Origin of the sequence: Pseudanabaena sp. BC1403, from assembly GCF_002914585.1 — a bacterium.
GTDB lineage: Bacteria > Cyanobacteriota > Cyanobacteriia > Pseudanabaenales > Pseudanabaenaceae > Pseudanabaena.
In genome coordinates, this window is record NZ_PDDM01000001.1 from 407,079 (window position 1) to 430,715 (window position 23,637).

Annotated in this window: 18 protein-coding genes and 1 pseudogene; 10 read left to right on the top strand and 9 right to left on the bottom strand. The window is 41.6% G+C overall.

Annotated features, from left to right (window positions below; genetic code table 11):
• Positions 1-4 precede the first annotated feature (4 nt).
• From CQ839_RS01890 to CQ839_RS01900, 3 genes are read right to left on the bottom strand one after another with little or no spacing between them, the layout of a single operon-like run.
• Positions 5-430, bottom strand: coding sequence for an HNH endonuclease (locus CQ839_RS01890; RefSeq protein ID WP_103666572.1), 426 nt, complete (start codon positions 428-430; stop codon positions 5-7).
• Positions 420-824, bottom strand: coding sequence for a hypothetical protein (locus tag CQ839_RS01895; protein ID WP_103666573.1), 405 nt, complete (start codon positions 822-824; stop codon positions 420-422). Before CQ839_RS01895 ends, CQ839_RS01890 begins: the two co-directional genes overlap by 11 nt.
• A gap of 1 nt (position 825) precedes the next feature.
• Entirely contained in the window at positions 826-2,118 is a 1,293-nt protein-coding gene (locus tag CQ839_RS01900; protein ID WP_103666574.1) for an McrC family protein, read from the bottom strand.
• Between the two features lie 226 nt (positions 2,119-2,344).
• Here CQ839_RS01900 and CQ839_RS01905 point away from each other — a divergent pair, with 226 nt between their 5' ends.
• Both CQ839_RS01905 and rpsN read left to right on the top strand, forming a co-directional pair.
• Positions 2,345-2,575, top strand: coding sequence for a type II toxin-antitoxin system HicB family antitoxin (locus tag CQ839_RS01905; protein WP_103666701.1), 231 nt, complete (start codon positions 2,345-2,347; stop codon positions 2,573-2,575).
• 175 nt (positions 2,576-2,750) lie between these two features.
• On the top strand, positions 2,751-3,056 hold the full coding sequence (rpsN, locus tag CQ839_RS01910; RefSeq protein WP_103666575.1) for a 30S ribosomal protein S14: 306 nt from the start codon (positions 2,751-2,753) through the stop codon (positions 3,054-3,056).
• 149 nt (positions 3,057-3,205) lie between these two features.
• Here rpsN and ppsA read toward each other — a convergent pair whose 3' ends face one another.
• On the bottom strand, positions 3,206-5,638 hold the full coding sequence (gene ppsA, locus CQ839_RS01915) for a phosphoenolpyruvate synthase (RefSeq protein ID WP_103666576.1): 2,433 nt from the start codon (positions 5,636-5,638) through the stop codon (positions 3,206-3,208).
• A 363-nt stretch (positions 5,639-6,001) separates the two neighbouring features.
• Between ppsA and CQ839_RS01920 the strand changes: the two genes are divergently transcribed.
• On the top strand, positions 6,002-7,714 hold the full coding sequence (locus CQ839_RS01920; RefSeq protein WP_103666577.1) for a diflavin flavoprotein: 1,713 nt from the start codon (positions 6,002-6,004) through the stop codon (positions 7,712-7,714).
• A 116-nt stretch (positions 7,715-7,830) separates the two neighbouring features.
• On the opposite strand, the gene CQ839_RS01925 is transcribed toward CQ839_RS01920, so the two are convergent.
• Complete coding sequence (locus CQ839_RS01925; protein WP_103666578.1) at positions 7,831-8,181, bottom strand: hypothetical protein; 351 nt, start codon at positions 8,179-8,181, stop codon at positions 7,831-7,833.
• Positions 8,182-8,421: 240 nt separating this feature from the next.
• On the opposite strand from CQ839_RS01925, the pseudogene CQ839_RS01930 reads away from it, so the two are divergent.
• Together CQ839_RS01930 and CQ839_RS01935 are read left to right on the top strand one after the other, a co-directional pair.
• A pseudogene (locus CQ839_RS01930) lies at positions 8,422-9,840 on the top strand (IS66 family transposase).
• Between the two features lie 64 nt (positions 9,841-9,904).
• Entirely contained in the window at positions 9,905-10,198 is a 294-nt protein-coding gene (locus CQ839_RS01935) for a hypothetical protein (protein ID WP_103666579.1), read from the top strand.
• Between the two features lie 11 nt (positions 10,199-10,209).
• Here CQ839_RS01935 and CQ839_RS01940 read toward each other — a convergent pair whose 3' ends face one another.
• The 3 genes from CQ839_RS01940 to CQ839_RS01950 form a co-directional block, all read right to left on the bottom strand.
• A complete protein-coding gene (locus tag CQ839_RS01940; protein ID WP_103666580.1) occupies positions 10,210-10,854 on the bottom strand; it encodes a phage tail protein in 645 nt (214 codons plus the stop codon).
• A 1-nt stretch (position 10,855) separates the two neighbouring features.
• Positions 10,856-12,127: an AAA family ATPase gene (locus tag CQ839_RS01945; protein ID WP_103666581.1), complete on the bottom strand. Its 1,272-nt coding sequence runs from the start codon at positions 12,125-12,127 to the stop codon at positions 10,856-10,858.
• A 306-nt stretch (positions 12,128-12,433) separates the two neighbouring features.
• Positions 12,434-14,419: a sensor histidine kinase gene (locus tag CQ839_RS01950; protein ID WP_146048676.1), complete on the bottom strand. Its 1,986-nt coding sequence runs from the start codon at positions 14,417-14,419 to the stop codon at positions 12,434-12,436.
• Positions 14,420-14,803: 384 nt separating this feature from the next.
• Here CQ839_RS01950 and CQ839_RS01955 point away from each other — a divergent pair, with 384 nt between their 5' ends.
• The 5 genes from CQ839_RS01955 to CQ839_RS01975 all read left to right on the top strand — a co-directional run bounded on the left by CQ839_RS01955 (position 14,804) and on the right by CQ839_RS01975 (position 22,844).
• Complete coding sequence (locus CQ839_RS01955; RefSeq protein ID WP_103666583.1) at positions 14,804-16,009, top strand: NAD(P)/FAD-dependent oxidoreductase; 1,206 nt, start codon at positions 14,804-14,806, stop codon at positions 16,007-16,009.
• Positions 16,010-16,080: 71 nt separating this feature from the next.
• Positions 16,081-17,685: a hypothetical protein gene (locus CQ839_RS01960; RefSeq protein ID WP_103666584.1), complete on the top strand. Its 1,605-nt coding sequence runs from the start codon at positions 16,081-16,083 to the stop codon at positions 17,683-17,685.
• Between the two features lie 90 nt (positions 17,686-17,775).
• Positions 17,776-18,927 carry an ABC transporter ATP-binding protein gene (locus tag CQ839_RS01965; protein WP_103666585.1) on the top strand — a complete coding sequence of 384 codons (1,152 nt, stop codon included), beginning with the start codon at positions 17,776-17,778 and terminating at the stop codon, positions 18,925-18,927.
• Between the two features lie 19 nt (positions 18,928-18,946).
• Entirely contained in the window at positions 18,947-20,095 is a 1,149-nt protein-coding gene (locus tag CQ839_RS01970) for a PotD/PotF family extracellular solute-binding protein (RefSeq protein ID WP_103666586.1), read from the top strand.
• 4 nt (positions 20,096-20,099) lie between these two features.
• On the top strand, positions 20,100-22,844 hold the full coding sequence (locus tag CQ839_RS01975) for a low-complexity tail membrane protein (protein ID WP_103666587.1): 2,745 nt from the start codon (positions 20,100-20,102) through the stop codon (positions 22,842-22,844).
• Here the strand turns inward: CQ839_RS01975 and pgeF are convergent.
• Positions 22,824-23,570 (bottom strand): peptidoglycan editing factor PgeF, encoded by a 747-nt coding sequence (gene pgeF, locus CQ839_RS01980; RefSeq protein ID WP_103666588.1) that lies wholly within the window; start codon positions 23,568-23,570, stop codon positions 22,824-22,826. The two genes, CQ839_RS01975 and pgeF, sit on opposite strands and share 21 nt — an antisense overlap.
• Positions 23,571-23,637: the final 67 nt, after the last annotated feature.

The following is a 23,637-nucleotide window of genomic DNA, read 5'->3' on the forward strand; positions in this document are numbered from 1 at the left end:
TTTTTTAATTGGGAGGATGTAGATTCGCAAAAACTAAAACACGTCTCAGATTGACAACGCTTTGTCTGTTTAGAATTAAAGCCTCTATCGTTGCACGTCCGACAGAAGTCTTGCCAATCATCAACGTTAAGTCCTCATTCCAGCCAAAATGCTCTGCCCAAACTTGCTGACGAGGATGAAATAAACTGACTTGCATTCCAGACTGAGGATCGATTGCCATAGTTTTCGTATGCTTGTGACTATTACAACCAAAACAACTCCAAGCAAGATTTTCTAAAATAGTTTCGCCACCAGCCTGTCGTGGCTTAATATGTTCAACCGTAAAACTCTGTGTGCCAATATTTTCAGGGCATCGACAATATTCACAATAGTTATTTGCTCGGATTGCGACAAATCGCCGTATCGCCGTTGGAATTCTTTCAGACGGCATGACTGATTCTCATTGGAGAAGAAAATTCTTTGATTAGGCTCAATGGCTCAACTTTTCGGATTTGCGCTAATTGCAAAATCGCCGATGCCCTTTCAGCATCTTCATTTTCTACACGCGAGACAAAATCCAACAACTCTTGGTGCTCTGACTCAGTGATATCACCACTCTCATTTTGTTCGCGTAAATAATCAAGCCTAGTTTGCTCATTTGGCAAAAGTCGCCGATCAATAACTCGCAATAACGCCTCTTCAGACTTAGATGCTGGTAGCGTTTGAGCTTGGCTAGTTTCCCTAAGCAAAGAATTCAACAAATCAATCACTTCACGAAGCGACTCTTCGGGAAGTTGCTCAACTAACTGCATAACTCTTTGGCGATCGCCTTTTGATATTGGCATTTCATACTCCTTGACTATCAGCAAAAAGCCGTTTCAATCTTTCTACTAGCTTATCACGCTCCTCCTGCTTGCTCAAATCACCACAAAGATCAATCGTTGCTGCCGTAATCTTTCCACCATCGATCGCAAACTCAGCTTCCAGTTCCGACATCCCCACAACTTGCGGATAAATCAGCAACACATGCGAACAATCGTAGCGTTGAGCATATGCATACATTTGATAAAAATCTGCCTGTGAAACACCCAACTTGCGATCGCCTTCCTTCAGCCGCTTATATTTCGTATCGATAATCAAAGGGAATTTGACCTTTTGACGAATCACCAAATCGGGCTTCAGTTGAAATACTGGATGTTGATTACTTGTCTTAGCCAAATAGCGCACTGCGCCCATTGACTGTGACAGCAATTCACAATCCTGTAACTCTGTGGGCAAAATTTCATGGCGATGGCGATCGATAAAGCTGATCACAAACTCCTCAAACAGCTTATTCATATCCAAAGCAAAGGCAAAAGTCTGGAAATTGCCACTGGATAATTGCAAGCTCTCATTTTCTAGAAATAAACGCGCCAGATTTAAAAGCGGCTCAAAGCGTTGATTTAAGCGCGTAATTGGAATTAATTGCAAATCTTCAACATTCACCTTTGGCAACAAAGTCACCTCTTCCATCCATTGCTGCAACTCATGCAACATTTGCCGATTATGGAAATTGCGAGTTAACTGATACAGCCGCTCTACCACATAGCGCAAAGCCCGATTGAGTTGATTGTCTGCCGTAAATTCATCAAATGTGACCGAGAATAAATGCTTGCGTTCAGGACGACGAAACTGTTCGGTTAAGTTCCATTTTCCCTTTAACACAGGCAAAGTATCGCTCACTGATTGATAATTCCGAAATGCGCCTCTTTGCCACTCCTCCAAGAGACTAATCGCGAATAATCTAGTCAAAATCTCAAACCAATCTAGATCCTGCTGTAATAAAGAAGCCAATGAATATTGCTTGACATTTAACTGGTTGGTATATTCCAGCATATACAGCAAATTTTGCACCGCTTCCTGATTCTGGACTTCAGGATCGGTTGATCGATACATTTTTGGCAGAACTTGTACTGTGCGATCGCCTAAACGAAATACTCCCACATATTGCCTCGCCTTTAGCTCCCGTTTGCCATTGTTGATCACAGTTTCCAGTGGGCAATCTCCGATCACTGTCCCCAAATAGGCGATCGCCTCTTGCTCTTGATCAGTCCAATCAAAGCCACAGCTTAACTCATACTCAAACAATGCTAATTTCACAAATTTTCAGACTGAGTGTTTCTGTAATACAGCCTAGTAGTAAATAGTTGAAATATCTGTAACTGATCTAAAAACTTCGCGATCGCGATCTGGCTCATGTCAGGGCGATCGCCTAAAATATTCCTAGACTAAAAAATAAGCATTTATGCCAAAAAAGATTCGAGAACTAAAAAGTATGTTGCTGAAGGCAGGATTTACCAGCGAATCGGCAAGAGGAATAAAAACTATACAATACACAATTCTCATTCAATGGTCTGATGAAGATAATTGCTTTGTTGTCTTTTTACCCGAATTTACGAATGTGATGCAACCTTGTACCCATGGGAATACTTACCTAGAAGCAGTTCAAAATGCTCAAGAAGTGATTGAACTGCTAGTAGAAACTGCCATAGAAAAAGGCGAATCATTGCCCAAACGCCAAAAGTTTCAAGCAATTCCAGTTTTACAAGCTGCATAAATTTAGAACGATCGCGTGATCGCGATCTGGCTCATGTCAGGGCGATCGGCTAAAAGAAATTTACAAAATTAAAAATTATGCTCAATTAATTGGCTATTTAGGTTATGATCGGTAACTGTCGCGAATTGTATTAAATTTTTAGACTTTTACCTCTACATCACCTGATAGAACAGCAATGGCTAAGAAAAGCATGATCGAGCGCGAGAAAAAGCGCACCAAATTAGCTGAAAAGTATGCAGCTAAACTCGAAGCACTTAAAGAAAAGTTTGCCAGTCCTGAACTGACACAACAACAAAAAGTTGCTGTCCACCGTGAAATCCAACAAATTCCTCGTAATGCCAACCCTACTCGCCACCGCAATCGCTGCTGGGCAACTGGTAGACCCCGTGGCTATTACAAAGATTTCGGCTTATGCCGTAACGTTTTGCGTGAGATGGCTCACCAAGGCTTATTGCCAGGCGTAGTTAAATCTAGCTGGTAATTTTGCCAACAAAAAAGCCGTCACCAACTGGTGACGGCTTTTTTATTGCGCTTTGCGCTCAAACGAACCACAATAAATTTGTTAAAAGTGTTGCTTTGCAACACTTTTAACAAATTTATTGGTTCGGGTTTGAGCGCAAAGCGCTGTAATTATGCGATCGCTAGCATCGTTTTCAGTACAGAATCAGGATTAAGACTGATTGAGTCAATGCCTTGCTCGACAAGGAACTTCGCAAATTCAGGATAATCACTGGGCGCTTGACCACAGATGCCGATCTTGCGACCGTTTGCCTTGGCTCGTTGAATGATCGTGCGAATCATTGATTTCACAGCTTCGTTGCGCTCGTCGAAGATATGCGCGACTAGAGACGAGTCACGATCTAAGCCGAGCGTCAACTGCGTGAGATCATTAGAGCCAATCGAGAAGCCATCGAATACCTGCGAGAACTCATCCGCCAAGATGACATTACTGGGGATTTCGCACATCACATAGACTTCGAGCCCATTCTCGCCACGCTTCAAGCCATGCTTTGCCATCTCGGCAAGCACCTTGCGACCTTCCTCAGGCGTGCGACAGAAAGGAATCATCGGAATCACATTGGTCAAGCCCATATCATCACGGACACGCTTCAGGGCTTGGCATTCCAAGCCATAGGCTTCGCGATATTTCGGATCGTAGTAGCGCGATGCACCACGCCAGCCGATCATCGGATTTTCTTCTACAGGTTCAAAGGCTCGACCGCCGAGCAGATTGGCATATTCATTGCTCTTGAAGTCAGACATCCTCACTACGACAGGTTTGGGATAAAATGCGGCTGCGATCGTGCCAACACCGTGGGCAAGTTTATCGACAAAGAAATCTGACTTGTTTTCATACCTTGCTGTCAATTGCGAAATTTCCCATTTCGCAGCCTTGTCTTCAAGGGTGTCAAAGTTCATCAATGCAAGGGGATGCGCCTTGATGTGATTGGCGATGATAAATTCCATTCTCGCCAAGCCCACGCCATCGCAGGGAATCGAAGACAAGCCAAAAGCTTCTTCAGGATTGCCAACATTCATCAAAATCTTGGTGGAAAGCTTGGGCAAATTATCAAGAGAAGTCTCGACAACTTCAAAGGGAACTAGACCTTCGTAAACCTTGCCTTCTTCGCCTCCAGCGCAGGAAATCGTCACTTCTTGCCCTGTCTTGATCACGCCTGTAGCATTGCCACAACCAACGATCGCAGGAATACCCATTTCTCGCGCAATAATCGCCGCATGGCAGGTACGTCCACCTTGGTTGGTGACGATCGCACTAGCCTTTTTCATGATTGGTTCCCAGTCAGGGTCGGTCTTGTTAGTGACTAGCACTTGCCCCGCTTGGAAATCTTCAATGTGATGCACTTCTAGAATCACATTCGCCTTGCCTTGACCAATCATCTCACCGACAGCACGACCTGTAATCAGGACATCACTGGAACCATTCAGTTTGTAATTCTTGAGAATGTTGCCAACCTTCTGTGATTGCACTGTTTCAGGACGAGCTTGGACGATGAATAATTCGCCAGTTCTGCCATCTTTTGCCCATTCAATATCCATTGGTGAAAGCTTGCCACGTACTTCCGAATAGTGATCTTCGATGATACAAGCCCATTCTGCGAGTTTGAGAATCTCATCGTCGGTAATTGCAAACTTGACGCGCTCGGAAACTGGAACAGGAATATTTTTGGTCAGCTTACCGCCGCCAATGTCATAGACCATCTTGATTTCCTTTGTGCCAAGGCGTTTTTCGAGAATCGGACGGAAGCCTTGTTTGAGTGTGGGTTTGAATACAAAATACTCATCGGGATTGACAGCACCCTGCACCACGTTTTCACCTAAACCATAGGCGGCAGTAATCAGTGCTGCATTTTTAAAGCCTGTTTCGGTGTCAATGGAGAACATTACGCCAGAGGAGGCGAGATCAGAACGCACCATTTTTTGCACACCGACGGAGAGAGCGATATCGAAATGGTCAAAGCCATTGATGGTGCGATAGGAAATCGCGCGATCGGTGAATAGTGAGGCAAAGCAGCGATGGCAAGCATCCACGACTTCGTTAGCGCCATAGACATTGAGATAGGTTTCCTGTTGTCCAGCGAAACTGGCATCGGGCAAATCTTCGGCTGTGGCGCTAGAACGCACGGCAACATCGGCTTCTTTACCACAGGACAATTCGCAGTCGCATAGTTTTTGGTAGGACATAGCGATCGCTATTTGCAAATCCTCAGGAAATGGCGTACTGAGAACCAAAGCACGAGCCATACGACCGCGATCGCGCAGGTTATTCATATCCTCAATATCAAGATCGGCAAAGAGTTCGCGCAATTTTGTTTCCAAGCCAGCCTTCTCAATGAAATAACGGAAAGCATAGGCAGTGGTGGCAAATCCATTAGGAACATTCACTCCCTTGGGTTGAAGCTGGCGAATCATTTCCCCCAGCGAAGCATTTTTCCCACCCACAAAGGGAATGTCAGCAATTCCCACTTCTTCAAACCAAAGTATTAATGCTTGTTCTTTAGAAACAGTTCTCGATAGTTCTGAGGCAAAAGTTGAGCTAGTCATAATGATTTAACTCCCTAACCACATTAGTGATTAGATCAATTCAAGAATCAAGATGGGTCAAGGGTGAAGCCTGAAATACCAATTAAGAAACTAACAACTGACTCATGGGTTAACGCCTAAGATCAAGGCTTTATGCATTGGTATAAATACCTTGAGACCCCTGACATGTCCTAATTATATCTATTATGAAAGCACCAAACTTGATCGGTAATACATTTGTTCATCAAGCTTCGCAAAGATTGACATTGTTCAATATTTCTCATTTGCCTGATAAGAACTGTGAATCAAATTATGTAGTAGCAGTGATCGCTTGGTCGCTATGATTAAAAATGAGCCTTTTGTAACAGTTGAGAGAATGCGATTGTGACTAACACTAAGCCCCGTGATGTACAAGCAATTTATATTGCTGACGAAACCTTTGCTCTGCGATCGCGTAGTTGGAATCGCTTGCGATTTGAAATTGAATATGCTCTCGAAAAAGGGACAACTGCCAACTCCTTCTTAATTCAAGGCAACTTGCTAGCGCTGATTGATCCTCCTGGAGAGACGTTTACAGAGATTTATCTAAACGAACTGCGCAAGCGCATTAACATTGGCGATATCAGCTATGTGATTCTTGGTCATGTTAACCAGAACCGCATTGAGACATTAAAGGCTTTGCTCGCAATTAATAGTCGCATCACCTTTATTTGTACTAATCCGGGGGCGATCGCTTTACGTCAAAGCCTAGAGGAAACCTTCGGGAAAAATCTCAAAATTCAAGTTGTACGGGGTGAGGAAACCCTCGATCTTGGTAAAGGTCACATTCTCAAATTTATTCCCACTTCTACACCGCGTCATCCTGACGAGCTTTGCACATACGACTCGAAAACACAGATTTTATATACAGATAAATTTTTTGGGGCACATATCTGTGGAGATCAGGTCTTTGACGAGGGTTGGAGTCATCTATTAGGCGATCGCCGTTATTATTTCGATAGCACGATGGCAAACCAAGTCCGCCAAGTTGAGGCAGCCCTCGATAAGCTAACCGATCTGCCTGCGGTGTTTTATGCTCCTGGACATGGGCCAATGTTGCGCTATGGGTTGCATGAGTTGGTCAATCTCTATCGTCAATGGAGTGAAGCGCAGAAACAGCAAAATATTTCTGTAGCATTGCTGTTTGCTTCGGCCTATGGCAATACGACGACGATCGCTAATGCTTTGGCACGAGGCATCACCAAGGCAGGAGTTGCTGTCGAGTTAATTAATTGTGAAACTGCCGAACCTGAAGAGATCAAAATTGCGATCGAAAAATCGTCTGGTTTCTTAATTGGTTCGCCAACCTTGGGTGGACATTTACCAACACAGGTGCAAACGGCTTTGGGCATAGTTTTGTCTACAGCGACTAAGAGCTATCAAGCAGGTGTATTTGGCTCCTATGGATGGAGTGGCGAAGCTGTAGATATTATTTCTGGAAAGCTAAAGGATGCTGGCTATACTCTTGCCTTTGAGCCGATTCGGATTAAGTTCACGCCTACCGAAGCAACTTTACAAGTTTGTGAAGAGACAGGAACTGATTTTGCTCAAGCGCTGAAGAAAGCCAAAAAAGTTCGGACAACTCTCAATCCCGGAAGTACTGTGGAGCAAGCTGTAGGGCGAATTGTTGGTTCTCTATGTGTACTAACAGTCAAACATGGTGAAATCTCAACGGCGATGCTTGCATCTTGGGTATCGCAAGCTTCGTTTAATCCTCCAGGCTTAACGATCGCAGTTGCCAAGGATCGTGCGATCGAGACTTATTTATTTGAAGGCGATCGCTTTGTTTTGAATATTCTTGAACAAGGCAAACAACTTCGCAAACACTTTATGAAAAAATTTGCACCTGGGGAAGATCGTTTTACAGATGTACAAATTGAAGAAACAGAAGGTGGTCTAATTTTGCCAGATGGATTGGCATATTTGCAATGTTGTGTTGCACAACGGATGGAATGTGGCGATCACTGGATTGTCTATGCGATCGTGGAGAATGGCAAGCTATTGCAATCTAATGGCTTAACGGCAATTCACCACCGCAAAACGGCTAGTAATTATTAAAGAGAAGAAAGCGCATTGCGGTTTCTTCTCTTTCTCTGGGTGAAACTTTGCGATGTTACTAGTGGGTTTGTTTCCTCGCCGAAGGCGAGGAAACAAACTTCTGCCTGAAAAGCGAACTAGAAATCATTGCTTGATTGATCGGGATTTGATGGATTATCAGAAGATGAGTCTGTTGAAGAGCTAGTACTTTTGAAGTGAGCACTTACATAATCTTGTAAATGTGGGCGAAGTACATTTGTGGCGGTGAGACCAAAAATCCCACCTCCTAGACCACCACCAATTGCTGCACCAATTATTCCAAATTTTGAACCCGCAGCAGCCAGAATTCCTAACGCAAATAGACTTACCCAACTTTGCCAATGTTTGAAAGCATATTTTTTGTAGCAAAATTGCCATGCCTCTTTTGTCTGTTCTGGTGATAGACCTTGTAACTCTGGGATTTGATTGATTGTCCAGAAAATTTGCATAATTTTTACCTCACACTTGTTATGTCTCGCCAATTTCAGCGACATAATTATATCGACATAGCTGGAATGCAATTCTATTTATACTGAACAAAGATTCAATATCTATACAAATTTTTACATGGGAACAGAACAGTTTATTTATTTTCTATGTTTCTTTAGATACGGCTTTTTTGCCTATGTTTAAGAGTAAAGAATCAGGTAAGAAATTGACAAAAGAGTCAAAGTGGTTAAAGTAAAGGGATGAAAGAACCACCGCAATATGAACGAGAAGCACTAGAAAATATGCCAGTAGGAGAACTGGTAGAAGTAATCGTGCGCCAACAAGAATGGGCATAGCAAATATATGAAGAAATAGAGAACCTAAAAGCAGTCAACAACAGGAGTAGCAAAGACTCATCAAAACCGCCATCAAGTGACCTATTAAAACGGTCAGAGAAAAAAGTCGAAGAAATAGCAGAAGAGGAGGGTAAGAAAAAAGTAGGAGGACAATTCGGACATAAAGGAAAAACGAGAAAAGGATTTAATCGAGTAGATCGCTTTGAGACGCTCTCGCCCGAAGGCTGTCCAAATTGCGGAGGACAAGCATGGACAGAGATAGGAGTCAGCATCAGACAAACAGCAAGATTGGTAGAACAACCAATTGAAATCGTTGAATATCAGCAACAGGAATGTCAATGTAAGCACTGTGGCGCAGTGGTGTGGGGAGAATCACCTAAAGATGTGATTGGCGAACAAGACCTAGAAGCAAGCCTACAAGGGATGTTGGTATGGTTAGGGAATTATGGACATATGAGTTATAAAAAACAGCAAGAATGGCTAAAAGAGATGGGACTAGGCGAAATCGGACTAGGAACCATCGCCGCCACCAATGAGCGAGTAGCAGACAGTATTGAAGCAAAAGTGGAAGAACTAGCAGATTGGATTAAAGACCAACCCCAAGTTCAAGTCGATGAAACACCGTGGCTCGTCAAAGGCGTAAAAGAATGGCTATGGTCATTCAGTGGTGAAGGTTATGCGCTATATCGTGGTGCAGATACTCGTAGTCGTGCCGAACTAGAGTCAGTGTTGGGAGAAAGCTATGATGGCGTATTGTGTAGTGACGACTATAGTGTGTACAACGGTTACGCCGTTGAGCGACAACAGAAATGTCTGGCTCACCTAAGACGACACTTTAAAGCACTACTTAAATTAACCCTTAAATCTCAACAAGAAATTGGGCATATATTCATTAGGTTGATTGATGAAGCCTTTGAACATCATGCGACTTGGCAAAAAAATCGTGATACTCGACCATATTTTAATTGGGCGATTGATTTTAAAAAACGAGTCAGCCAAGCTATCTCGGATTGGATGCCCAAAGTTGGCTATGCCGCAGGTAATTTATTAAAGTCCCTCAAGAAGAAATCGGCTCAATGGTGGTATTTCCTTGAAAACCCTCATGTCCCTCCTGACAATAATCGTGCCGAGCGTAATCTCAGACTTGCTGTTACCAAACGCAAAGTTTGTGGTGGCTCCCGTTCTATGGATGGTTTACGCAATACCGCCGCTTTATTGACGGTTATTCAAACTTGTAAAGTTCAAGGTAAATCTGTCATTGATTTTTTCCGTCAAGCTTTAATTGATCCTTCTTCCATCTCTCTCATCCCTATTCTTGCCTGAATTCTTACGTTTAAGATAAATTCAAGAACGCTATACTTGTCTAAACTGGAGATCATTTTTTTACATGGAAACAAACCAAACTCTTAGCTTAATCCTTGGGGCGATCGCACTTGGTGCAGCTATCTGGGCAACTTCGGCAATTTTAGAACTTTTGGCTAAGTTGGTCGGTAAATTTGCGATCGCAACTATATCACTTGTATTAGTAGCGATTTACTTAAAGGTTTATGTTGGGGTGGATATTTGGCAAAGCCTTGTAGATTTTGGGCAAATTGTTATTGCCACAATTGGACAGTTAGTAGATGCAGTTTCTTCGCTGTTTTCACAAGCAGGATCTGTTGTTAATGAACTGACTGAATAACAATCTTTAAATCATGATTCTTCAGTAATTTCAATATTTCGCTTTGCAAGTTCTTCAATAAAGATTTTCAAGCTAGGATTTTCTGCATAAAGTTTTAATAAAGATTCATTTTTAGAATATTCCATTGAGATTTTCTGATAATGCTTATAGTCTTTTTCTTTCTTCATTTCAGGAAAGACTTTACTTAAAGTGCTTAAACAGCCAGTAGTTTCTGATTTTGCTTCTTTAGAATGTAAAGGAAGTAGCCAGCATTCTATCGAGTGAACTGCGATCGCAAAAATAATATTGTTAGCAAACTGGTTATAGATATCTTCACCGATTTTTTCTCTAAACTTAGCTATAACCCCTTCAATTAGATGCTCAGGTGAAAATGGTTGACCATTTTCATCATTGTGAGGTACACCTAATTCTAGAGAAATATCAGTATCTATATGAATAATCACATATTCATTGCTATCAAATACAGCTTTAAATTTTCTTGAGCGACAATAGTTAGTTACTTCTCCATGTCCTCCATTCTTACCAACTCTAGCTGGCTGAAGCCAGTTAATACTAATATCACGATCATTGAAATATCCCACTAGGATATTATCAATTACTTTCTGATCGGTTATGCCTTCTGCAATTCCTGCAAATGGATTCTTTGGATTATTCATATTAAAAGTTATTAGGCAGTCCTCCAATGTAACCATTCATAAATGCTTCAGATAATGGTACAGGATCGTCATCATCTAATGGCTCAGGTTGAAAAACTCGTTTAGCTTTAGTATGTCCATCTATGTTGCGATAAATAACAAAAAGCCTTTGGTCGTCGTCACTTAAATCTAATCCGTCTAAGACAGCAGGATTGTGAGTTGTAAATATAACTTGTTTCTTATTATCCTTTTTTGCTAGTTTTACTAATTCTTGAATTAGCCTTGTACATAACTTGGGATTAAGTGCATTTTCGATGTTATCAATCGCAAAAAACTTTGGTGTATCATCACTAATAAACAAAGCAAAGTAAAACATCAAAAACAAAAAGCCTTCATTAGAGCTTCTTTGATTAAAGTAAGGTAATTCTTTAGTTAAGTAACGATCTTTAATTTGAATAGTTCTCTCTATATCAGAATCTTGATGTATTTTAAAATCATCAAACCAATCAATTAATTCAAGTCTTTCTTTGATCTCATTAATTTTATCTGAACTACTACTTAAAATCCTTAAAAGTTTAAGTAAACCTTGTCCCTTAATTCCTAGAGGTTGAACTTGCCCTTCTTCCTCAAAAGTTCGCAACGAGGAGTTCTCTGGCGAGTATATTAGAAACTCTTTGACTAATGAGATTTCTTTTTTTTCATCATTAATAATTAGATTAAAAACATGATCCCTAGCCTTATGTAATAATTCATCAAACTCATACGAATTGTTGTCAATTTGCCAAGCTTCTTCATTGATTGCATTTTGAATCGATTCTTTTGTGATTTTTGTTATGGAATCTAAAATATTCAATATTTTTTTTTCGCCGATTTTACGCGCAAAGATTTTGTTTTCAGGATCATTTAATTCTGTATCTTTTAAAAAACCAGCAAATTTTTCGAGTGGATTAAGTATACTAGTATTGATCCAGCTAGAATAAGCTTGATTATCGTGTTGTAATATAAAGTTAAAAGAGATTTCTGGGTTCACTTTTAAATTTATTTTGACCTCTTTTGTCACATTTTCTTTTTCAAAAGCCGATCGCATAAATTCGGGTTCAGTAACCCTAATTCCTCTAGGAGCCAAAAACTCGTTGTCTAATTTGTTACCTGCCGCCGCACCAGCTAAAGCGATCGCTTCTAAAATATTGCTTTTCCCACAGCCATTTTCACCAATAAACACATTAACCCGACCCAAACCGATCTTGAGACTTTGGATGGACTTATAGTTCTCGATTTGAACTTCAGTAAACATAGGTTTATGGCAGCAGGCGCGACTTTAGCTATAGCTTAGCACTCTGCTTGCTCAACAGGCTAACACCAATTCTCAAAATGGCAAAGCCATTTTGAGAATCAGAAAATCTTAATGGGTTAGTTATGCACCCAGCGAAAATTCAAAATACATAGGACTTACGCAAATCAACCAAGAACTAAAGTTCTTGGTTGATTTGCTCAAGTCAGTTAAAACTGACTAAAGAAAACCTCAAAATAACCTGTTTCAACAGGTTTAAGCTTTTAGCCCGCAATTTATTGCAGGGCAGATGCGTAAGTCCAAATACATTTAAAAGTAATTTATTGGTAACAACACTTCAAACTCAGTTCCAATCGTGACATCGCCATTGTTATTTAGATAAGGCGATCGCAATACAATTTTGCCTTGATGCTGCTGAGTGATGATCTGATGGCAAATCGCTAAACCCAAACCAGTTCCGTATCCTTGCCCTTTGGTAGTAAAGAAATTATCAAAAATACGGTCTTGGATTTCTTTGGGAATTCCCATTCCGTTATCCGCAATCTTCACCGATACCCAATTGCGATTATCAATTTCTGTGATCGCTGATGTGATCATTATCAATGGCTGCCATGTAATTTCCATATCAGTCTGGACATTACTATGCTCAGTGCGAGGAGCATCTTTAGGAATAAGATGATTACGTTGCTCGATTAAATCTGGATGAGCCTTTAAATCCACCAGAGCATCAAGAGCATTGCTGATCAGATTCATAAATACTTGAATTATGCGATCGCTATAGCCATTGATTTTGGGCAATTCGATATAATTTTTGACAATTTGGACATTTCTAATCCTGCCACTGAGAATCGTTAAACTACTATCCACACACTCAATCAAACTAATCGCCTCTGGATTCGCATGATCTTCCATATGGGATAGAGATTGCAAAGTATCAACTAGTCGGCGCAGATACCTTGAACCTGATTGGATGCTCTTCACAACTTGCGGCAAATCAGAGCGCACAAAATCCCAGTTAACTTCTTCAAGGATTTCACTAATTATTGTTGATGAGGTTCCATATTCTTTCTCATATGCTCTCAAAATCTTCATCACCCCTTCAATGTAAGTTAAGAGACATTCTGTATTGCCATAAATCGCTGATACAGGATTCCGAATATCGTGAGACACCTCAGCCACGATTTGCCCCAGACTTGCCATTTTCTCAGTTTGGAACATAGTCGTTTGCGTCTGCTCACGCAGTAGCTTGGTGGCTAGTTCATGAATGTGAGACTGCTCTAGTAGTAAATCGTGAACATCAAGCACAGAGTAAGTATCAGCATCTAGACGAACAATCACAGGCTCATAAATTTCATCGTTAGGTCGTCCCAGAGCTAACTGAGATGCCATCACAATCGAGGTATTGCCATGTAATTCTAAGGTTTCTACAGGAACTTGCTCATAGAGAACTCTCAATGGTCTTTTGGTAAACAACTCAAGAGCATAGGGGCGACTCAGGCATTCTAAGAACCTGCGACGAGACAACATACCCACATATTTGTCTTGCTCAAAAACAATGATTGCAGGCAGCAAGGGATCATCTTTAAAAATCTGACGAGTAAATTCACCTGTTTGGGATAAATCAACTTTGGTATTGGACAAATTCAATTCAGAAATCGTAGAGTCTAGAGCTAATTGACGCTTTGTACTTTTTGGTGATAGATCATTGCTAGTATCATTTACAGGCTCACTTGCCATCACCATTAAAGGAATCATTGCCATCTTGCGAGCTAATTCTTGAGTAGCTGTTTGTCTGATGTTCTTCCCCTTAACTGCGCCTTTGTCTGGTTGATACTGTTGTAACTTGAGATTGCTAATCGCAGCGTTTAATGCCTCTGGCTTAACCTCTATCGCTAATGCTTGAGCCGCAACACTAAATGCAGAATTTAAATTTTCTAGCGATATCTTTGGTAATAAATCGATCGCACCACGACGGATTGCCCAGCGTTTCTCTACTTCTTTGATTTGCGTTTGGCGAGGATTAACCAATAAAACTTTCAACTCAGATGCATGATCGGCGCACCATTTACAAAGTTCAGTGGCAAGTAGTGAAGTGCCGCCACCATATCGGATGCCTATATCAGAAATAATCAGTTGCGGTAAGCTTTGCTTTGACTGAAGCTTTTGATCAAGCATTTTAAGTAAATCTTCAGATTCAGAAGCAGCCCACACTTCTAAATGATGTGATGACAAGGCGTTATGCCACATCAGGGATTGCTCTGCTGATAGCTGAGCCAGCAACACAGATTTGACCACACAACCCCCAGAAATAGAAATAGAAATAGTAACAATTAAACCTTATCGGATGGCGATAAGTGTATGCAACAGACAATAGATAACCTAGCTTTAACCAAAAGTTAATACAAAAGCCCAAAAAATCAAGAGCCAACGCAAAGCACTGCCGCTTGTACTGATTACAGCCAAATTTTTTGTGGTTCGGGTTTGAGCGCAAAGCGCTGTAATAGCGTTGTGCCCCTGCGGGGCGAAACTGTACGGGTTTGGATTTGTAATACCAATTCACAAAAGTGTGACAACACTTCTGTAAATTAAAAACCAAACCCAGTAAGGGTTTTAAATCCCTAAATAGCAACGCCATTTTGAGAATTAGTATAAGATGGAAAAAATGAATTGGGGTTTCACATGACACGAATTTGTATCCTTGGCGGTGGTTTTGGCGGTTTGTATACTGCCCTTAATCTCTCGCGTCTACCTTGGGCGGTCATGCCTGAAATTATCCTGATTGATAAAAGCGATCGCTTCTTATTTACGCCATTTCTCTACGAACTAGTCACGGGAGAAATGCAAGAATGGGAAATTGCGCCAACATTTACTGAATTACTTGATGGTACTGGCATTCAGTTTATCCAAGGTCTAATCACCAACATCGATCTTGAGTCAAAAGAAGTAGAAGTAAATATTGGACAAAGGACTATATTGCCATACGATCGCCTTGTGTTAGCGATCGGTGGTGAAACGCCGATGAATCTTGTCGATGGAGCCTTGGAATATGCAATTCCATTTCGGAATCTGCATGACTTCTATCGCCTTAATAGCAAATTAGAACTATTAGAAGCATCCAATCGTGACAAGATTCGAGTCTGTATCGCAGGTGGTGGCAGCAGCGGCGTAGAACTTGCTTGCAAAACCGCCGATCGCCTCAAGGATCGCGGCCGAGTCCGCCTAGTCGATCGCAATGACAAGATTTTAAGCAATTCCACAGATGCAAATCGCAAAATCGCTGAACTTGCCCTTTCAAAACGTGGTGTCTGGACTGACTTAAATACCAGAGTCTCGCAAGTAAATGATGGTGAAGTTACTCTTGACTATACCGATGGAAGTGACACCTTACCCGTTGACATCATACTATGGACAGTAGGTAGCACCTTCTCCAAAATGCTCCAAAATCTACCAGTTGAGCATGGTCGGCAAGGATCGATTGCCACGGAGCCAACCTTACAAGTTAAGGGATATGCCGATTTATTTGCGATCGGTGACTTAGCACGTTGTTTTGACTCAAATTCTAGTCTTGTCCCCGCCACTGCACAGGTTGCCTTCCAGCAGTCCCAGTATTGTGCTTGGAATATTTGGGCAAGCCTTAATCAAAAAGCACTGGTTCCCTTTAGCTATATTCCCCTCGGCGAGTTTATTAGCTTAGGCATTGATGGCGCAACTGCTTCGATTTTTGGTAAGTTCAGTATTGATGGATTCCCAGCCCATGTGATAAGGCGATTGGCCTATTTATTAAGGATGCCAACTTCCCAGCAGCAATGGAAGATTGGTACACATTGGTTGACTAAACCTTTGATTGAGATGTTCAGAGAATCTGTAAATCATCCAAACCCGTAAAGTTGCGCCCCTGCGGGGGCGCAACTTTACGGGTTTGGGTGTATCCACTGGCGATCGCAATAAAATAACTTATGAATAATTCTCCATCGAATTCCCCACAAGCAATATCTTGGCTTGATCATATAGGAAACTGGAATCCACAACTACTGCGGGAGATTCGAGGCAAGCTGAAATTGCGTAATCTTATCGTAGCGATCGGATTATCTTTGCTATTCCAGATTTTGCTACTTTTGTTTTACAGTCAACGCATACCCAATGAAGATTGCTATGCCCAACTACGTGGGTTTGGCTGCGCCGCCTCTTGGCAAGTTTGGTGGTTAGAGCAGTTTCGGATTATTACTTGGACTGAGCCATTTATTTTATTCTTATCGGGTGTCTATAGTCTAGTTGCCGATCTTTCACTAGAAGACTATAAAGGCACTCTCAACTTTATTCGCATTAGTCCGCGATCGAGCATCAATATTCTGATGGGGAAGATTATGGGTGTGCCTTTGCTGGCTTACATCTGTATGGGACTATCGATTCCTTATCACTTGACGGCGGCGATCGGTGCAGGTGTACCGATCGCCTTTCTATGCAGTTTTTATGTATTGATGATTGGGACTGCCTTTCTATTATTTAGCGCCGCCCTATTACTAGCTTTACTGAGTGGCTGGCAAGCTAAATTTGGTGGACAGGTATCCGCTGGCGCTTTGTTATTTTCATTCGTTACCTTTATCTGGTTCGCCCCTGCTTTCATGTGGTGGAATATTTTCACCACATGGAGTCCGTTCAGTAAATTCTTGGTCGGTGGACGGATCAATCCTATTCAAGCGGAATGGTGGTATTTATCAATCACATCCAATGTTTGGACTTCACATGTTTTTACAATTGTGAACTTAGTGATTTTGAGCTTGGCGATCTGGCGCATTTTAGAAAGGCGCTTTCATAATCCCAATGCCACTTTAGTAAGCAAAGGTCAAAGCTATGTCGTAACTACATATTTGCAGATCGTGATGTTGGGATTTTGTATGCAGTCTAGTTTCACGGCTGCAAAATCTACAAACTCTTTAGAAATACAATTAATTTTGTTGCTAATGATTTACATTGCTAATTTGTTCTTGTTTTTAACTGCGATCGCGGCTTTAACCCCGCAAAGACAAGCACTATTGGACTGGGTAAGATTTGGCGCATTATCGACCACAGAAGAGCATCCATCGAGTTTTAGGTATATTCTGCGTGATCTAATTTGGTCAGACAAAAGCCCTGCCCCGATCGCGATCGTCCTTAATCTTGTCTTTACGCAACTACCAATCTTGATTTGGGTAAACTCGTGGGTTGATTCGAGTATGCGCGGCAAAGCAATGATTGTGTTAGCTTCCTTTACAATTTCGATACTTTTAGTTGCCCTAATTGCCCAACTAGTTTTATTTCTGAAGACAAGAAACCCATCAGCATGGGTGACAGGAATAATTTCTGCGTTAATATTTTTACCAGTTTTGATTATGCTGAGCCTCTCGATTAGCCCTGATCGCTATGCTGGTTTGTGGCTGTTTTTTGGATATCCTTGGTTAGTTGTGTCAAATATCCAACTTTCCGATATTATCTTGGCATTCACTGGGCAAATTTCTGTAATAATTGCGCTGACATTGCAACTAATTTATCAGCTGCAACGCGCTAAAATGCGAGAGACTTAATGACTCTAATTTTGGTTTTACTGCGGCGCAGTTATATAAAAGCTAAAATTTCTGGTTTCAAAAGATTAGTAGACGTTTGAGCATCACAACATGGCACAGTCAACCACTGCTAAACAGACAACCACAACGGGAACAGTTCCCGATGTAGAACTACAGCGAGTATTTAAAATGTTCGGGGCAAATACCGTTGTCCAAGGTGTGGATCTGCAAGTGCAGAGAGGTGAGCTTTTTAGTATCTTGGGCCCATCGGGTTGTGGCAAAACGACCTTACTAAGACTGGTTGCAGGTTTCGAGGAGCCATCAGCAGGCGAAGTACTGATCCAAGGCAACCCGATGACCTATATCCCCGCCTATCAGAGACCTGTAAATACAGTTTTTCAAAGCTATGCTCTTTTTGGTCATATGACCATTTTTGATAATGTTGCCTTTGGCTTATCAGTGAAAGGAGTTGCCAAGCCTGAAATTCAGCAACGGGCGAAGGATGCTCTCAAGCTAGTAAGGCTTGACCACATGAGCAATCGCTATCCTAGTCAAATATCTGGTGGTCAGCAGCAACGGGTTGCCCTCGCTCGTGCCCTTGTTAATCGCCCTAAAGTGATTTTGCTAGATGAGCCATTAGCAGCACTTGATTTCAAACTCCGCAAAGAACTGCAAGTAGAATTGTCCAACTTACAGTACGAGCTGGGTATTTCCTTCATTATGGTTACCCACGATCAAAGTGAGGCTCTGGCGATTTCTTCAAGAATTGCGGTGATGAATCAAGGACGCATCGAGCAGATCGGCACACCATCAGAAGTTTACGATCGTCCATCTTCAGCCTTTGTTGCCGATTTTGTGGGCGAAACAAACTTGTTTGAATGTCGGGTGATTGAGCAAGATGGGGCTTTTGTGGAGTTGCGATCGTCCACTGGTTTAGCGATCGTCGCAGCAAAGCCTAGACATTGGCTCCCGATTCCTGAGGCTGTAGTCAGTGTGCGTCCAGAAAAGATCAAGCTCTCCACCGAATATCCAAACCAGCCCTACAATACCTATCGCGGTATTCTTAATAATGTCCTATATCTAGGCGATCACTCGCAGTTTGTGGTGGATATCCATGCTAGCGAGAATGTCCCACCTGTAAGAGTCATGCTAGTACGTTCCAACCACCAAGGCGAAAAGACTCCTCCCTTTGATAGTCAGGTCTATGTTTCATGGATGCCTGAAGATTGTGTGGCTCTCCCCAAAACTACAGTTGCAACCTAAATCCTCCTAAACTTCTATTATGGATATCTCTCGGCGCAAATTTCTTAGACAAACTGCCTATGTCACATCGGCGATGGCTAGTGCATCAACTCTTGCTGCCTGTGGTATTTTCGAGAAGAGTCCCAAAGAAGCAAAGGTTGGCGGAGATGAAGTAGATCGACCAGTTACTCAAGACAAAAGCACTTTATATATCTATGGTTGGGCTACTTACGTTAACAATAAAGAAATTTTAGAGGGATTCACTAAAGAGACTGGGATTAAAGTTGAGGGTGATGCTTATGCTTCTAATGAAGTAATGTTGTCAAAATTGGAGTCTTCGGGGGGAAGATCAGGCTATAGCATAATTTATCCAAGCGATTACATGGTGGCGCAGATGCGAGAGCAAAAGCTGCTTGCCCCTCTTGATAAAAAATTATTGCCAAATCTTAATAATATTGCTGGCAAATATTTAGAATTGCCCCATGATCGTGGTGCGGTATTTAGCATTCCCGTGAGTCTGGGGACAACTGGACTTGCCTATAATGTCAAGGCGATCAAATCGGTTATTGGAGAAGAACCAACTGATTGGAATTACCTATGGGAACATAAGAGTAAATTGTTGATTACCCTTCTCGATGATGTGCGTGAAGTAATGGGGATGGGGTTACATACTCTTGGTAACTCCTACAATACAAAAGAGCCAGTAAAAATTGAAAGCGCATTTCAAAAATTACGGGAACTAATGCCCGCTATCACTAATTTTACCACTGACGCATGGAAAGACTCATTATCTTCAGGTGACTTGATGATATGTATGGCATTTTCTGGTGATGCCATCAGTCTGGCAAGACAAGATCCAAACATTAAATATATTTTGCCGAGTAGTGGGACCTCGATCTGGACGGATACCATTGCCATACCTAGGGGAGCCTCAAATGTAAAAGGTGCTCATGCATGGATCAATTATGTAATGAGACCAGACATTGCTGCCAAAATTAGTGATGCAAATAGTTTTGGCACGACAAATAAATTAGCTATATCAATGATTCCTGATGACCTTAAGGCAATTAAATCTTTAGAGCCATCGGAGGATATGATTTCTAAAAGCGGTCGCATTGCCAAACTCGATGCTGAAGTTCTCCAAATATATGAGGGTTTCTGGACACGCTTAATCACTGGTTTCGGGTAATTCTATGACATCACAAAACCCTAATGCCCCAAAGGGCAATTTATCTTTAAGCAATAATCCATTTGTATGGGGAAATATTGCCCTAATAGCAAGCTTGCCTTGGTTATTGGTGCTGAGTATGTCTGGCTTAGCGGTGGGTGATCCTGTCTTTCCTGAGTGGTTTGAGATTTTCCTATTGGGATTTCCTGCGATCGCATTGGTGGCTTGGGTACAGTGGCAACAGCCAATCTCGCCATTTAGTTTATGGATTGTCTCGAAGCCAAGTGAGAGCCTAAGCGATCGCGAACGTCAGATTTTGACTCTCGTTAAACAACATAGTAATGGTTGGTATGTGACTGGCTGGATTGCTACCGCTGTTGCCATAGCCATGAGCGCGATCTTTTGCAAGATTTATATATCTGCACCATTAGCTCAGGCGATCGCGCCATTTCCTGCTGGGTTGCGTTTGTTCGGCATCTTATGGGCGGAGATTTTCTTTTTTTTAAGTAATATTTTGTTGCAAGCTGGGGTTTCAGCTTTGCGGATTAAGTTAACAGCGGAGTCAGAGTTAAACGGATTGAAGCCCTTTGCTCCTGAAAAAATCAAAAATAGCTTTACAAGTATCGGTTGGCAATCGCCTCAGATATTAAAGTTTTTTGAAGAAACTGCTGCGATCGCTCAAGTATCAGATGATGTAATCAAAGTCGAATCTGCTGAGCAGTCTCCAGAGGTAAGTGAATCGCAAGAAGCTCCAGATGCTGAAGCAATTGAGCCTAGCAATTTTATTGCTGAGGCAGAGCCTGAGGCTTTCCCAGAAATCATTACACTTGTTGAAGATATGGTGTCTGAGCCTGAAGCGATCGCAGATACCCCAGAAAATCTGATTACAGATCCGATCGAGTTTGTTGAAGATTCTGAAGCTGAAGAATCCTTGGACTCTTTGAAATCTATAGAAATTATTTCAGAACCCAAGATTGAAACTATTCCACAGGAAGAGATCATTCAAGAGCCCGAAGAATTAGAGCCGATTGAATTTCTTGCTGCTCCAGAAATTGATGCTTTAGATATTACAGATACTTCTTTAGAGCCAGAGCTTGAACCTGAGACTAATACAGAGGTTACTGATATTAGTCTAGGCAATGATTTTGTTGAAGAAGTTGAAGAATTAGAGGTTAGTGAGATCGTTGCTGAAGAATCTATAAATGAAACGATTTCTGAAACTGATTCTGAACAGTTTATCGAAGAAATTCAGACCGAACCAAGTATAGATATCGAAGCTTCTCAGACTGAGGAATTAGAACCTATTGAGATTGTTGAGGAAACAAATGTTGATTTTTTTGGGAATATTATAGATCTCACCTCAGAACGTGAGATTGATGAATCTGCAACATCTTATAACGCGACGGTCTTAGAATTAGCTGATGTTATCCTTGATGAACAGTTTGTTGATGAACATGAAGAACTACAGATCAGTAAGATTGTTTCTGAGGAATCAGTAATAGAGGCAACTTCTGAGCCTGAAATTGAGCAATTTTTTGAAGAATCTAAGATCGAGGTAATTTTAAATCAAGAAATTTTTCAAGAAAATGAAGAATTAAATCCGTTTGAACTTGTCGAAGATGAGCAGTCTGATATTGAAGAAAATTTAGGCTCTACTGAAGATGTGTCTAATCTAGATCTGGATGAAGAGATTGCGAAGGAAGCTGATGAACCAGAGGCTTTTGAAACACCTAAAGATCCTGAGTTGACATTTTTAGAAATTCCAGATGATAGTCTAGAGTCACAAATTGAAGAGAATGAACTAGCTGAAGGGAACTTAGAACTTTCTGCCGATGTTGTAGAAGATCAATTGACTGAAGATTCTGAAGAATTAGAATCTCCTGAGACTACTGAAGATTCTGACATTGATGAGTCTTTAAATACAGCGATAAAAAGTAATGACAAGAGGAATTTTGACTTTTTGAAAAAGTCTCGTAAGACAGGAGGAGCACAAAAGAGACAAGGGTTTGGTAAATCTATAAAACGTGATCACAATGTTTTCTCAAGCTCAGATCCTATAGATACTGAGTCTCTAAAAGCAACAGAGCCAGATGTGATGCAAGTTGAGATCGCTGATCCCATAATCGAAATTGAGTCGGATTTGGCATTTACTGATCCCACCTCAGAGCCAGAGATAAATCAAGAACTTGATGAAGAGCCTAAACTTGAGGCGATCGCTACACCCATTGAGCAAGATTTAGAAGAAACAGAAATCAGAACTCAAGATTTTGACGATGAACTAGATGAGCTTATTGCTTTTAATGCTTATGTCGAGAATATTCTGAAAGAATATCTAGAAGACAATGACGAAGAAGCTTTAAATGAAGAAGCTTTAAATGAAGAAGCCCCTGAAGTAATTGATCCATCAATAGTTTTTGATCCCGCTATAGAAGCTCTCGCGATTTCCAAAGAAAGTGTGGAAGCTTTTAATGAAAACCTCCCAGATCTAGAAACTCAAGATCCTGCCAACATTACTGAGGAAATTTCTATTAATGAGAACTCACCTCAAGATCCTGAATATTTGGTTCAAGAACTTCTGGTTGATAAGTTTTTAGCAAGAATAGAAGAGCTGAATATTGCAGGCAAGTCTAACAAAGCTGCTATTGAGCAAACTCCAGAAAACATCTCAAAGCCAAACCCTGAGATTGATGAGTTTGCTGACCTTGAGGCGCTATTAGATGGAAAACCTGAAAATCATGATACTGATGATTTAAGCGATCGCAATTCCTGACCATTGCACTTGTGGCGCTCTGGGATGTGGATTAGGATTGTTCAGAAAATAACGTCGATAGGAAAAGAATATTTCCTCATGTTGTAGCGTGCAGTAGGGTGCGATCGCTACATTTACTAATGGCATCCCTAACTCTTGAAGCTGTTGTAATTGCACTTGACGCAAATCAAGTTTAACTCGTTCAGGATGCTCATCAGGCTGCAACCCAACCGATTGATTAATCGTTGCTGTCACCTGTTGTGCCACATCTTGCGATACTTGATAAACACTGCCCGAAATCGCAGGTCCAAGCGCCACTCGTAAATCTTTTAACTCACTGCCCTGATCGCATAATGTCGCGATCGCTTTTGTCACAATCCCCGCAGCCGTCCCTCGCCAACCAGCATGGACAGCCGCCACTGAACCTAACTTGCGATCGCCAATTAACACAGGCACACAGTCAGCAGTACAAACCCATACTGACCGATTATTCCCGTTGCGCGTTGCCCAAACTCCATCCGCTTCAGGTAAGTTCGCATTTGGATTAACTTCGATTTCATCGGCATGAATTAAGCGATTTCCATGTACTTGCTTGGCGCGATAGGCTTTACCCGATGCTAGGAGATGATTATGCAATTCAGTCGGTGATTTAGGAGCGTGCGATCGCGTAAAAAATCCATGTTGCCAGTCAGCCAGTAAGTCGCAAGTTAGTACGCCGTCTCGCCATTGCCATTGATTTGCGTTCATTGATTTAGAGCCTTAAAAATAATCAAATGTCAGTACGATCCTAGCCCAAAAAGCAGAAGAAGTTGCC